Source organism: Corynebacterium glutamicum ATCC 13032, from assembly GCF_000011325.1.
GTDB lineage: Bacteria > Actinomycetota > Actinomycetes > Mycobacteriales > Mycobacteriaceae > Corynebacterium > Corynebacterium glutamicum.
Window position 1 is genome coordinate 1,738,690 of sequence record NC_003450.3, and the last position, 13,464, is coordinate 1,752,153.

Sequence of the window (13,464 nt, forward strand, 5' to 3'; positions counted from 1 at the left end):
GAACCGGGCGGGAAAAGCTTTTAGACCTTCAGTTCTGGGTGGTAGTCCTTCATGCGAAGAACCTTGTTTGTTCTATTCGCCAGGGTGGAGATGGCGAGCATCAGTGCCCAGATGAAGAGCAGTACCCAGATTGCTTGTATGAAGCGTGGGTCGTTGGATGGGGTTTCGTTGAAGATCATTTGGCGCACGAGGTTGACTGCGTAGGTGATCGGGTCGTAGGTGTGGAACCAGTGGAAGAATGCTGGCTGGGTTTCTGGTGGGTATAGGCCACCGGAGGAGACTAGCTGGAAGGACATCATCACGATGGACAGCACACGGCCTGCGGAGGGTCCTGCCACGTTGTTGAACATATGGGTAATGGAGATGAATACCCATGAGATGGCGACCATCGCCATCCACAGTCCAGCTGGGTGAGCTGGATTGAGGTCGAGCAGGAAGTACAGTACTGCCCACATGATGGTTGCTTGGCCAAGGCCTAAGACTGTTGATGGAAGGTAGCTTGCCAGGGTGCCTCGGAAGCCTCCCATGCGGGAGTCGAGTGCGCGGCGACTGATTGGGTGCAGGATCATCCAGGCAACGGTTGCTCCCATGAACAGGCCGACAGCCATGAAGAATGGTGCGAGACCAATACCGAAGAGCGGTGTGGTGTCTCCTGCTTGTTCTGTTTCAACTGGGGTTGCGATGGTGGTGTCTGCGCCGTCAGCGAAGGTTGGTACTTGGCTTGCGCCGTCGGTGAGTTTGAGGGCGAGTTCGCTGGAGCCTTCATCAAGCTGGACGGTGCCGTCGCGCAGTGCTTGTGCGCCAACAACTAGCTGTTCGGAACCTGCGGCCAATTGGCTGGTGCCATCAGCGAGGGTGCGTGCACCGATGCTGAGTTGGCTGGATCCGTCTTTCAGGGTTTGCAGGCCGGCTGCTAGTTGCTGGGATGCGCTCACAGCGGAGTCCACGCCGGAGCGGTAGGTGCTGGAGGGATCAGATAGTTCAGAGGCAATGGTGGCTGCGCCGTCGCGCAGGGTGATCAACTGAGAGTTGATGTCTGGAACATAGGCGGTCAGTGGTGCTACTTGGTCGACAAGTTGGCCCACGCCATCTGAAACCTGGGTTGCGCCTTGGCCTAGTTGGGCGGTGCCCGCAGACAGGCTGGATAGACCGTCGGCGAGCGTTTGGCTGCCTGTAGCCGCGGAGCCGAGGCCGGTGTCGAGCTGGCTGGCGCCGTCGGCAAGCGATTGCGCACCCTCATTGGCACTTGCGATGCCGTCGCGCAGGGTGACCGCGCCGTCGGCAAGCTGAACTGCACCGTCGTTGGCGGAACCGACGCCATCGCTGAGCGTAGTGGCACCTTCGGCGGCTTGGTTCATGCCGTCGCCCAAGGTGGAGAAACCGACGAGCATGTTATCCACAATGCGGACGCCGAATTCCGTGTCCATGGTCTCCACAACAGTGTTGACCACCTGGTTGCCCAGCATGGAGGCAATGAAGCCGTTGCTGTTGTTGAATACCGCGTTGACGGTTGCTGGCGCGGGTGAATCGCTGGTCACGCTGGCAATAGAATCGCTGAAGTTCTTCGGAATTTCAATGCCGAAGTAGTAGGTGCCGTCGTTGATTCCCTCGCGGGCTTCCTCGGCGCTGACTTCAATGAATTTGATGTCGTCTTGCTCCAGGAGGTTCTCCACCACCTGGGCGCCGGCATCGAGTTCACCTTCGTCCTGATTGACCACGGCCACGGGAAGCTTGGACAAGCCACCGATGGGGTCATAGTAGGCAGAAACAAAGACGCCGCCGAAAAGCAACGGCAGCAACATGACCACAACAAACCCCAATGGTGGGAGTTTTCCGCGGCCAAATCGTTTCAGTTCTGAGCCAAAGTGTAAAAATGCCATTAGTTTCCAGCCCCCGTAATGGTCAAAGCGGTATCGGCCAAGGAATCAAAATCTGGGTTGGTGGATACCACGACCACAGGGAGATCCTCTGCAACGCCTTTCAATGCGTGCAACACCTCCGCACGCAATTCCATGCTGCGCACTTGATCGGGATCATCCACGACCAACAGTTGCGCCTCTGGCCGCGCCAGCAGCGCCAGCGCGATGCGCAGCTTAAAACGCTCGAGCACGCTGAGGTCGCCGATTAAGGTTTTAGGGTTCAGGTTCAGGCCAAGATGCTTTTCGACGTCAACCCACCGTCCCGAATCACTAATATCCCTGGGCACCATCAGGTACCAAGGGCTTGACCAAGCGAGTTGTTCACGGACAACGGTGCGCACAGTGACAAGTCGCTCGAGTGAATCGATTTCAGGGATGCCCGCCAAAGCCACATGCTTGGCCAGCTTGGTTGCCTTGATGGGTTCGCCGTTTAATTCGATGGTTCCGGTGGAGGCGCGCATGCGGCCGGAAAGTACCAAAGAAAAGGAACTGGATTGGGATTCGCGCCCGGTGCTCAGCAAAGTGAGTCCGCTGTCTGGAGCTATCTCAACATCGGCGAAGGGTGTGTCGCGGATGGAGAGCCCAGAGCTTCTCAAAAGAGGGGTATTCATGTATCTTCTTCCGTAAGTGGAGGAAACACTATCAGTTATCGTAGGCTATTTTAGGACCACCACCACCCCCGCTGTCAACTAGAGGACAACAACATGAGAGCAGACGCACTAAAACGCCGCGAACACATCATAACCACAACCTGCAATCTCTACCGCACACACCATCACGATTCGCTCACCATGGAAAACATTGCAGAACAGGCAGGAGTGGGTGTTGCAACTTTATACCGAAACTTCCCCGATCGCTTCACACTGGACATGGCATGCGCCCAATACCTTTTCAACGTGGTGATCTCCCTCCAACTCCAAGCCATCAGCACCTTCCCCACCGACCCAGAAGGCGTGTGGACCTCCTTCAACCAACTACTTTTCGACCGCGGCCTAGGCTCCCTCGTCCCAGCACTTGCCCCAGAATCCTTAGACGACCTCCCCGACGAGGTCTCCGCCCTGCGTCGCACCACAGAGAAAAACACCACAACACTCATCAACCTAGCCAAGCAGCACGGACTCGTACACCACGACATCGCGCCGGGCACCTACATCGTCGGTTTGATCACCATTTCCCGCCCACCTATCACCGCGCTGGCGACAATTTCAGAAAACTCCCACAAAGCACTGCTTGGCCTTTATTTGTCCGGTCTTAAACACGGCATGATGGCTAACATCGGAGAACATGACGGAAAGTCCTGATCTAGCAGTTTCCTTTTTAGCCGCCTTCAATGACATCGAAGCGCACCTTCGAACCCAGCTCCGCGCTAAACGCTCCGACAGTTTCAGATGGATGGTACGTATCGCCGAGAAACAGCATCTGATTTCCAAAGAACAAGCAGAAACCCTTGATGCTTTTGCGGAGCTGCGCAACGCAATTAGCCACGGCCAATACAACGATCTACGCCCGATTGCCGATCCCCGCCCCGACACCGTGGACACCATTGAGAAGATTCGCTCCCTCCTTCTCAATCCTCCAATTGCGTTAAACGTCCTCCCGGAGCAAAAGGTCCGCTCCTACTCACTTGAAGATCCAGTGAGTAGGGCCTTAGAAGTTGTGCACACCACGGAGATCTCCCAATTCCCCATATATAAGGGAACGGAATACGTGGCACTGCTAACTACCAACACAATCGCTCGCTGGGTTGCCTCCGATTTACATGACAATGCCCAGCTGGATGCACGTTCTATCAAAGAGGTTCTGGATTATGCAGAATCCTCTGACACTGCAGTTTTCTTGCCCCGCACCTCAACTGCTCAAGAAATTATCGACATCATGACCGGCCCTAAACTCCCCTGGTCCGTCATCCTGACCGAGCACGGTAAACCCCACCAAAAGCCCCTGCGTGTTGTCACTGGTCGAGACATGCGAACACTGATGGACATGCTCAAAATCTATTAGTCATACCTATTTAGAATTTTTGTTGACGCATCCATTAAAAACTGCTAGTTTGGTGACATATCAACAAACTTAGTTGGAAGGACACATTACCATGCAATTCGGCATCTTCACCATTGGCGACGTCACCGTAGACCCCACCACCGGCAAAGCCCCCACCGAAGGCGAACGCATCCACGCGATGACCCAAATCGCACTCAAGGCTGAAGAAGTAGGCCTCGATGTCTTTGCCACCGGCGAGCACCACAACCCACCATTTGTACCCTCCTCCCCAACCACACACTTAGCCTATATTGCAGCGAAAACCGAGAAGCTCCTGCTCTCTACCTCTACCACGCTGATCACCACCAACGACCCGGTAAAAATCGCCGAAGATTACACCTTCCTCCAGCACCTCTCCGGCGGCCGTGTTGACCTTATGATGGGCCGTGGCAACACCGGACCCGTTTACCCATGGTTTGGCAAAGACATCCACCAAGGCATCCCACTAGCGATTGAAAACTACCACCTCCTGCGCCGCCTCTGGCGCGAAGACGTAGTCAACTGGCAGGGCAAATTCCGCACACCGTTGCAGGGATACACCTCTACCCCAGCACCATTAGACGGCGTTGCACCATTCGTCTGGCACGGCTCCATCCGCTCCACCGAAATCGCAGAGCAAGCAGCCTTCTATGGCGACGGCTTCTTCCACAACAACATCTTCTGGAACAAAGAGCACACCGCCCAAATGGTCAACCTCTACCGCCAGCGTTTCGAACACTACGGACACGGCCAAGCAGACCAGGCCATCGTGGGACTCGGTGGCCAAGTCTTCATCGGCGATTCTGAAGAAGAAGCAAAGAAGACCTTCCGCCCCTACTTCGACAACGCCCCTGTCTACGGACACGGACCATCACTTGAAGATTTCTCCCGCCTGACCCCACTAACCGTCGGTACCGCTGAGCAAGTTATCGAACGCACCATGGAATTCGCCGACTGGGTAGGCGATTACCAGCGCCAGCTCTTCCTCATCGACCACGCCGGCCTGCCACTAGAAATGGTCCTTGATCAGATCGAACGCCTCGGCCACGATGTCGTCCCAGAGGTACGCCGCCGCATGGAGGAGCGTCGCCCAGACCACGTTCCCTCCAACCCACCAACCCACCAGAGCCTGAAGGCCAACCGAAACAGCCCTCACTTCCAGATCAACCCTGGTCAGCCAACTGAGTAGTTTTTCTGAAACTAAGGAGACACATTATGCGAAAGCTCACTGTTGTTACCGCAGGCCTTTCTAACCCGTCCACCACTCGCTCCGTGGCGGATCAACTCACCAAGGCAGTCCAAACCGCTGTTTCTGCTCGTGGCGAATCCTGGATATTGAAGTAATTGAAATCCGAGACCTGATCTTTGATCTCGCTACCTCATTCACAAGCGCCGGCATGAGCTCCCCAGCACTTGACGCTGCAAAACAGCGCCTTGCTGAATCCGATGGCCTGATCGCTGTTACCCCAGTATTTACCGCGAGCTACTCCGGCATCTTCAAGATGTTCTTTGATGTCCTGGACCCCAAGACCATTGTGGGTCTGCCCACCATCATTGCGGCATCTGCTGGAACGGCACGCCACTCATTGGTTCTCGACCACGCCATCCGACCACTGTTTACCTACTTGCGAGCAGTTGTCGTACCCACCGGCGTGTTCGCAGCCACGGAAGATTTCGGCACTGAAGCTGGCGCAGACATTGAACGTCGCGTGAACCGCGCAGCTGGCGAATTAGCGACACTCATGTTGCAGGATTACTCCAGTGTGCAAGGCCTTGGGGGCGCAACCGCGAACCAAGACGCTGACCTTTCCTTCCGTCGCACCACTGGCGTGACCCCGGGAGAGAACTTCAGCAGCTTTGCCGATCTTCTCAAAGGACACGACGGAAACGGCTAAATTCGCGGATCTCCGTTTAAGGCATTGAAGCATTTGGAGGCCCCAAGACATGACCCAGACCCTGTAAAGCGCTTAAACGGCGTTTTAGAGGGTCATAGTTTTGGGACAAGTGGGACAAGTGTGAATCCTGAAAGCTTCCAGGGCAAGGATCCACCACAAACCGGCCATCGCCCTTTGGAATCGGTCCGAAAATTGCAGGTACAGAGCCTTTTACCGAGAAAATCCACCACAGATTGCTGAAATTTCGTGATCTGTGGTGGATTCGTGCAACTTCAGACTCTTACGGAGGCGATGGACCAAAAACAACTACAATCAAGCAGATCACCTTGTACACCACCATAGAAAAGGCCCACCCTCAGCCATGGCTATCAGTGTTGTTGATCTATTTAGCATCGGTATCGGACCATCATCCTCACATACCGTCGGCCCCATGAGAGCCGCCCTCACGTATATCTCTGAATTTCCCAGCTCGCATGTCGATATCACGTTGCACGGATCCCTTGCCGCCACCGGTAAAGGCCACTGCACTGACCGGGCGGTATTACTGGGTCTGGTGGGATGGGAACCAACGATAGTTCCCATTGATGCTGCACCCTCACCCGGCGCGCCGATTCCTGCGAAAGGTTCTGTGAACGGGCCAAAGGGAACGGTGTCGTATTCCCTGACGTTTGATCCTCATCCTCTTCCAGAACACCCCAATGCCGTTACCTTTAAAGGATCAACCACAAGGACTTATTTGTCGGTGGGTGGTGGGTTCATTATGACGTTGGAGGATTTCCGGAAGCTGGACGATATCGGATCAGGTGTGTCAACCATTCATCCAGAGGCAGAGGTGCCTTGTCCTTTTCAGAAGAGTTCCCAATTACTCGCATATGGTCGCGATTTTGCGGAGGTCATGAAGGATAATGAGCGCTTAATCCACGGGGATCTTGGCACAGTGGATGCCCATTTGGATCGAGTGTGGCAGATTATGCAGGAGTGCGTGGCACAAGGCATCGCAACGCCGGGGATTTTACCGGGTGGGTTGAATGTGCAACGTCGGGCGCCGCAGGTACACGCGCTGATTAGCAACGGGGATACGTGTGAGCTGGGTGCTGATCTTGATGCTGTGGAGTGGGTGAATCTGTACGCCTTGGCGGTGAATGAAGAAAACGCCGCTGGTGGTCGTGTGGTTACTGCTCCGACTAATGGTGCTGCGGGGATTATTCCGGCGGTGATGCACTATGCGCGGGATTTTTTGACAGGTTTTGGGGCGGAGCAGGCGCGGACGTTTTTGTATACCGCGGGTGCGGTGGGCATCATCATTAAGGAAAATGCCTCGATCTCTGGCGCGGAGGTGGGGTGTCAGGGTGAGGTTGGTTCAGCGTCCGCGATGGCGGCTGCCGGGTTGTGTGCAGTCTTAGGTGGTTCTCCGCAACAGGTGGAAAACGCCGCGGAGATTGCGTTGGAGCACAATTTGGGATTGACGTGCGATCCGGTGGGCGGGTTAGTGCAGATTCCGTGTATTGAACGCAACGCTATTGCTGCCATGAAGTCCATCAATGCGGCAAGGCTTGCCCGGATTGGTGATGGCAACAATCGCGTGAGTTTGGATGATGTGGTGGTCACGATGGCTGCCACCGGCCGGGACATGCTGACCAAATATAAGGAAACGTCCCTTGGTGGTTTGGCAACCACCTTGGGCTTCCCGGTGTCGATGACGGAGTGTTAGCGGTACGGCTTTAACACGGCTTGGATTTTGTCTTGCTTGGCGAGGTAGGACTGGCACTGGGCGTCGATAAGCTCAGCTGACCACCCGGTGACCTGCGCCATTGCTTCGGCCGTCGCACGCACGGCAGCCGGTTGCACATAACCCAGCGTGCCGAGCACGATGCGACGATCCAGCACGTCCGCCAGGTCGACGGCCGCCTCCTCGGCGACAGCAAAAACGGCCTGCGCCGCGATATCAAGGTTGTCTGGGTCAAGTCGGCGCCCCAGGTCGGGTTGCTTTGCGACGAGATCCAGCACTTTTTCATGCTCAGTTCCATACAGTCTGGCCAGATGCACGCGGATTTCATCATCCACATCCAGCTCGGGGTGGCTGCGAAGCGCTGACTCAAAGGAATCAGCCACGGACTCATACGCGCCAAAAGAAGTACTCAACGGCATCTGCCTGGAGTCAAAGTGGCGCAGCGGAGGTAACACCGCAGCTTGGTGCTCCACCACATGCTCAATCACCTTGTACCCCATCACGCGCGAAGTGGTCCACTTGCCGCCAGAGACAGACACCAAACCATCAATGCCGACGTTGGCGTGATCGGAAATATCGAAACGGCGAGAGGACGTGTAGGTGTCGGTGCCGTCATCAACAAGCGGGCGCACACCCACCAGCGTGGAGATGATCTCTTTGCGATCAAGCGGTGTAGCGCGTACCGAATCGATGGTCTCAAGCAGCAAATCGATATCGCTTTCATCTGCAGCCGCATCATCAGCGTCACCGTCAATCATGGTGTCGGTTGGACCAATAAGGGTGCGCCCCATCCACGGATTCACGATCACATGCTTGCCGTTTTTGCCACGCACAAACACGCCACTCTGGCTGCCCAAATCACCAGTGAGCAAATGCACTCCCTTGGATTGGCGCACCTTCAACTTGGTTACCTCCGCCAAATCACCCAACGCCTGCGCAACCCACGGACCCGCAGCGTTGATCACCACAGGGGCATTCACCTCATGCGTGGTGTTGGTGACCTGATCAGTCACTTCTACACCCTTGACGCGGCCTTCTTCCACGTTCCGGAGAATGCGAGTGACTTTGGCGTGGTTGATCGCCGTTCCGCCATCTGCCGCAAAAGCTTTAATCACCGCGAGGAGGAGTCGTTCTGCATGGAGATTCAACGTATCATCGTGGCGCCACGCTCCCTTCAAGCCCTCCGGGTCAAGCCACGGGACTTCCTTGAGCAGTGCATTTTTAGGAATCCACCGGAAACGCGGCGAGTGGTTTTCCTTCGATTGCCCCTGGTTACGCTGCCACGCCATCGTTTCATACAACGCCACACCAGCACCCAACATAGGGGCTTTCGGCTCTGACCAATCAAACGCCGTGAGCATGAAACTGCGTGGAGCCACCAAATGCGGAGCGGCGATACCTAGGTACCGGCGTTCCTTCACGGCTTCCTGGACCACGCCGAAATCGTACTGCTCCAAATAGCGCAAACCACCATGAATCATCTTGGAGGTTGTCGATGATGTTCCAGAAGAATAATCTCTGGCCTCAAACATCACAGTGCGTAAACCGCGGCCTTGAGCATGTCGCGCAATCTGTACACCTGAGATACCACCGCCAATCACAATGACGTCATAATTATCGCGAAGCGGAGGGCCAATCCGGCGGGATTCAAAGTGTGCGCTCGTCATAAAAGTGAGCCTAATAGGAAAACCGCCAACCCACATCGTGAATTGACGGTTTTTTACTTATGAATTATTTAAATAAGTTTCCCCTGCAAAAAGGCCACAACCTCGTCCAATGCGACATCGTGCTGCTCATGCGCACGCATATCCTTCACCGCGATGGTGTTGTTCTCCAGCTCCTGCTCGCCCAGCACCAAGGTGTACAACGCGTTGGAGCGGTCAGCGCCCTTCATGGCACCCTTCAGGCCACGGTCGCCGTAAGACATATCGGTGGAAATACCCGCAGCGCGCAGCGTGTTCACGATTCCAGCAAGAGCCTTCTTAGCATCCTTGCCCAGTGGAACGCCGTACACATCAACGCGACGCTCAGCACCAACAGTCACACCTTCAGCTTCCAGAGCCAACATGGTGCGATCCACACCCAGGCCATAGCCGATGCCAGACAGATCCTGTCCGCCAAGCTGTGCCATCAGACCGTCGTAGCGTCCGCCGCCACCAATGCCAGACTGTGCGCCCAGGCCATCGTGAACGAACTCAAAACAAGTCTTGGTGTAGTAATCCAAACCACGAACCATGCGTGGGTTAATCACATATGGAACACCCATGTCATCGAGCAAACCAGTCACTGTTTCAAAGTGCTCACGGCACTCTGCATCAAGGTGATCCAGCATCAATGGTGCATCCGCAGTCATCTCTTGGACTTCAGGACGCTTATCATCCAACACCCGAAGTGGGTTGATCTCTGCGCGCTTGCGGGTTTCCTCATCCAAAGGAAGTGCAAACAAGAAATCCTGCAGCTTCTGACGATACTCGGGACGGCAGTGACGATCACCCAAGCTGGTGAGCTCCAGACGGAAATCCTGCAGCCCCAAGCTGCGGTAAGAACGATCAGCAAGCGCAATGATCTCCGCATCAAGCGCTGGATCATCCACACCAATTGCCTCTACGCCTACTTGCTGAAGCTGACGGTAACGCCCTGCCTGAGGACGCTCATAACGGAAGAATGGTCCGGCGTAGTTCAGCTTTACGGGAAGCTGTCCACGGTCCAGGCTGTGTTCAATAACTGCACGCATCACGCCTGCAGTGCCTTCTGGGCGCAGCGTGACAGAGCGCTCGCCACGATCAGCGAAGGTGTACATTTCCTTGCTCACTACGTCAGTGGACTCACCAACACCACGCGCAAACAAGCCGGTGTCTTCAAAGATCGGCAGCTCAATATGCTCAAACCCGGCCTTATGTGCTTGATTAACAAAGGCATCACGGACTGCTAAAAACGCTGCAGATTTTGGTGGGGCGTAATCAGGAACACCCTTGGGTGCAGCAAATGACTGAAGCTTTTCAGACTTGGACTTGTTTTGACTCACGATTATTAACGATACCTATTCGAAGAAGTAGTACGGAACTTAGCCCTACAGTGCCAGCAAGAAAGGGTTACCAGTGCGTTCTGCACGCATGGTGGTGGTTGGGCCATGCCCAGGAAGAATCTGCAATGCATCATCAAGTGGGAGCACTGCCGTGCGTAGTGACTCATTCATGGCATCTGCATCAGACCACTCAAAATCAGTGCGACCAATAGAGCCCTTGAACAACACATCACCGCTAAAGCAGTATTCCTTGCCGACGATCAGCGTACAACCAGGTGAATGCCCTGGTGCATGCTTCAACGTGAATTCTTCGCCAGCCAAAGTGATTGTCTCACCATCAACCAGATCACGCAGTGACTCAGGATCAGGGGACACCATGTTGTCGGCGTCGAAAAGCATGGCCGTCTTTGTTCCAGATCCCTTGTAGACCTCAAGGAAAAACGCATCATCAGGATGGATATAGACCGGCGCATTGAAACGCTTTGCCACAACACCAGCATCACGGGTGTGATCAATGTGTCCGTGGGTGAGCACAATCTTGTCCACGCTCAAATTATTCGTGGTGATGTATTCCACCAAATCATCGTGGGCATGCATGCCAGGATCAATGATCGCGACCTCATTCTCCCCGCGCACCACATAGCAATTTGTTTTATACGGACCAGCCGCGAATCCGAGGATCTCCATGAATAAACAGTGTAGTGCGTAAGCGGCGCTCCCCCATCATTCCCTCAAGGTGTGAAGATACGGTTAGGATAGAAAAGAATTTTTTTGACGTTGGACATTCTCAAAATCAAGTAGCAAGGGATCAAACTCTGTGAGTACTAATAAGGAACGACGCCAACAGGCGCTTTCCCAGCTGGAGAAAGAAATCAAAAGCCGGGACCGCAAAGAAAAGACCAAGCCACTAACCGTGGTCTTTGCTTCCCTGGCTGTCATCCTGGTTGTCGTTGGCGGTATCTGGTACGCAGCTACCCGCAGCACCGAAGACGAAGTCATCACCGCTGATGAAACATCCACCACCGCAGAGACCCCTGACTACCAGCCACTGGCGCTGACCCGCACCACCGCGCTCGGCGACTCCGTGACCTGTGAGTACCCAGATGCTGGCGAGGCTTCCAAGGATGTCTCCAAGCCTGCTACTGAAAACGTGCCAGCAACCGGCACCGTGACCGTCAACCTGACCACCGCCCAGGGCAACATCGGCATGGAACTTGATCGCTCCGTATCCCCTTGTACCGTCAACGCTGTTGAGCACATGGCTTCCGAGGGCTACTACAACGATACTGTCTGCCACCGCATCACCACCTCTGGCATTTACGTTCTCCAGTGCGGCGATCCAAGCAGCACCGGCGCAGGCGGCCCAGGGTTCAGCTTCGCCAACGAATACCCAACCGACGAAGCAACTGACCTAACCACCCCAGTCATCTACGAGCGCGGCACCATCGCCATGGCCAACGCTGGCGCTGACACCAACGGCTCCCAGTTCTTCCTCAACTACGAGGATTCCCCACTGGCACCGAACTACACCTACTTCGGCCAGATCACCGAAGAAGGCCTTGCAACCCTCGACGCCATCGCAGAAGTTGGCACTGAAGGTGGAACCGGCGACGGAGCACCAGCGCAAGAGGTTCGCATTGAATCCGCAGCTGTTGCGTAAGTTCTAAGCCCCTCTTCTTTCAACACCGTGTTTCTTGGCCAGCTGCCAAGAGGCACGGTGTTTTTGCTGTCTTTGACTACTATTTCTGCTGCTGGATCACAGATTGCTTTTACTGGATGCCTCTTCTGGATGCATCGCAGGGCAGTTCACTGGGCATTTCCAGGCCAGATCCCCAATCGTTTACATCCTGTTAAATCCATGTTAACCGGACTTTTATCTTTGTTTTCATCCGTTTTTACCCCTAAACACTCTCAGGTTTCTCAGTGAAAATTGAGAATTGGTGTCGTATGACGCTCCATTTGCGCAGGCAATAGGTAGTAAATGGTTAGATACTTTTAAAAAGGAGCCTGCCACCCCAAATAGGGGTAAAGGACTGGCATGTAATTTACAGGCGCCTGCAAGGAATAGTCCCAAGAAGTCGAAAACTAGTCACATTAGTCACAAAAATCACTTAAATAACATCTTGCTTGAGTTTTCATCACAAAAGGCTTGCACGACTATAAAGCCCCGGTTAAGGTGATCAGAGAAATTCAACCTCTCTGAAATGAAGGATCCAGGAAATGAAGCTTTTCTCCCGCACCTCACTGGTTGCACTTGGTACCGCTGCAGCTATCACTCTCTCCGGCGTAACCGCTCCTGCATTCGCTGATGAGGACTCCAACGCAGCTGTAAGTGCTCTTAAGACCGCTGAAGATAATACCCCTGAGGCGCCAGGGGCTTCTACTCCCCTGAAGCTTGAGCAGCCTGGCACCATCACCGGCGTCCCTGGCAAGGCGATCACCCCGGTCACTGTTAAGGTCGTCGCAGGCGAAGCAGAATCCTTCACCTCAGACAACCTTCCTTCTGGTCTCCTTATCGACAACACCGGAAAGATCACCGGTACTCCAAAGAAGGAATTCACTGGTTCCGCAAAGATCATTGCCAAGAACGAAGCAGGCGTTGAAGCAGAAGTTTACGTTAACTTTGATTTCAACGAAGAGCCTTCCAGCGAAGAGCCTTCCAGCGGTTCTTCCGACACTGACAACATCGAAAACTGGATCAAGATCATCACAGCAGTCATCGGTGCACTAACCACCATTTTAACCTTCAGTACCAAGCTGGATTCCTTCCTGAAGTAATTTCCGCCTTACGCGACTAATCCTTTGTGAATCACCATTCACAAAGGATTTTTTGACGATATGGGCTGCGCTCAGCTCGAATCGCTTTGCACTTTTCTT

Annotated in this window: 11 protein-coding genes and 1 pseudogene; 7 read left to right on the forward strand and 5 right to left on the reverse strand. The window is 54.5% G+C overall.

The window, feature by feature from the left end:
- Positions 1-20: 20 nt before the first annotated feature.
- Together CGL_RS08190 and CGL_RS08195 are read right to left on the reverse strand one after the other, a co-directional pair.
- Positions 21-1,880, reverse strand: coding sequence for a YhgE/Pip domain-containing protein (locus tag CGL_RS08190; RefSeq protein WP_011014501.1), 1,860 nt, complete (start codon positions 1,878-1,880; stop codon positions 21-23).
- Entirely contained in the window at positions 1,880-2,530 is a 651-nt protein-coding gene (locus tag CGL_RS08195; protein WP_003855924.1) for a hypothetical protein, read from the reverse strand. Before CGL_RS08195 ends, CGL_RS08190 begins: the two co-directional genes overlap by 1 nt.
- 93 nt (positions 2,531-2,623) lie before the next feature.
- Between CGL_RS08195 and CGL_RS08200 the strand changes: the two genes are divergently transcribed.
- From CGL_RS08200 to CGL_RS08220, 5 genes and pseudogenes are all read left to right on the forward strand, one after another.
- Entirely contained in the window at positions 2,624-3,220 is a 597-nt protein-coding gene (locus CGL_RS08200) for a TetR/AcrR family transcriptional regulator (protein WP_011014502.1), read from the forward strand.
- A complete protein-coding gene (locus tag CGL_RS08205) occupies positions 3,204-3,920 on the forward strand; it encodes a hypothetical protein (protein ID WP_011014503.1) in 717 nt (238 codons plus the stop codon). The genes CGL_RS08200 and CGL_RS08205 overlap by 17 nt, the downstream gene beginning before the upstream one ends.
- A gap of 91 nt (positions 3,921-4,011) precedes the next feature.
- A complete protein-coding gene (locus tag CGL_RS08210; RefSeq protein ID WP_011014504.1) occupies positions 4,012-5,127 on the forward strand; it encodes a CE1758 family FMN-dependent luciferase-like monooxygenase in 1,116 nt (371 codons plus the stop codon).
- A gap of 26 nt (positions 5,128-5,153) precedes the next feature.
- Positions 5,154-5,833: pseudogene (locus CGL_RS08215) on the forward strand (FMN reductase).
- Between the two features lie 361 nt (positions 5,834-6,194).
- Positions 6,195-7,544, forward strand: coding sequence for an L-serine ammonia-lyase (locus tag CGL_RS08220; RefSeq protein ID WP_011014507.1), 1,350 nt, complete (start codon positions 6,195-6,197; stop codon positions 7,542-7,544).
- Here the strand turns inward: CGL_RS08220 and CGL_RS08225 are convergent.
- The 3 genes from CGL_RS08225 to CGL_RS08235 all read right to left on the reverse strand — a co-directional run bounded on the left by CGL_RS08225 (position 7,541) and on the right by CGL_RS08235 (position 11,274).
- Positions 7,541-9,229 (reverse strand): glycerol-3-phosphate dehydrogenase/oxidase, encoded by a 1,689-nt coding sequence (locus tag CGL_RS08225; protein ID WP_020948593.1) that lies wholly within the window; start codon positions 9,227-9,229, stop codon positions 7,541-7,543. The genes CGL_RS08220 and CGL_RS08225 overlap by 4 nt on opposite strands.
- Positions 9,230-9,297: 68 nt before the next feature.
- On the reverse strand, positions 9,298-10,587 hold the full coding sequence (hisS, locus tag CGL_RS08230; RefSeq protein WP_011014509.1) for a histidine--tRNA ligase: 1,290 nt from the start codon (positions 10,585-10,587) through the stop codon (positions 9,298-9,300).
- 45 nt (positions 10,588-10,632) lie between these two features.
- A complete protein-coding gene (locus CGL_RS08235) occupies positions 10,633-11,274 on the reverse strand; it encodes an MBL fold metallo-hydrolase (protein ID WP_011014510.1) in 642 nt (213 codons plus the stop codon).
- A 130-nt stretch (positions 11,275-11,404) separates the two neighbouring features.
- Here CGL_RS08235 and CGL_RS08240 point away from each other — a divergent pair, with 130 nt between their 5' ends.
- Positions 11,405-12,247, forward strand: coding sequence for a peptidylprolyl isomerase (locus CGL_RS08240; protein WP_011014511.1), 843 nt, complete (start codon positions 11,405-11,407; stop codon positions 12,245-12,247).
- 560 nt (positions 12,248-12,807) lie between these two features.
- Positions 12,808-13,365 (forward strand): putative Ig domain-containing protein, encoded by a 558-nt coding sequence (locus tag CGL_RS08245; protein ID WP_011014512.1) that lies wholly within the window; start codon positions 12,808-12,810, stop codon positions 13,363-13,365.
- Positions 13,366-13,464: the final 99 nt, after the last annotated feature.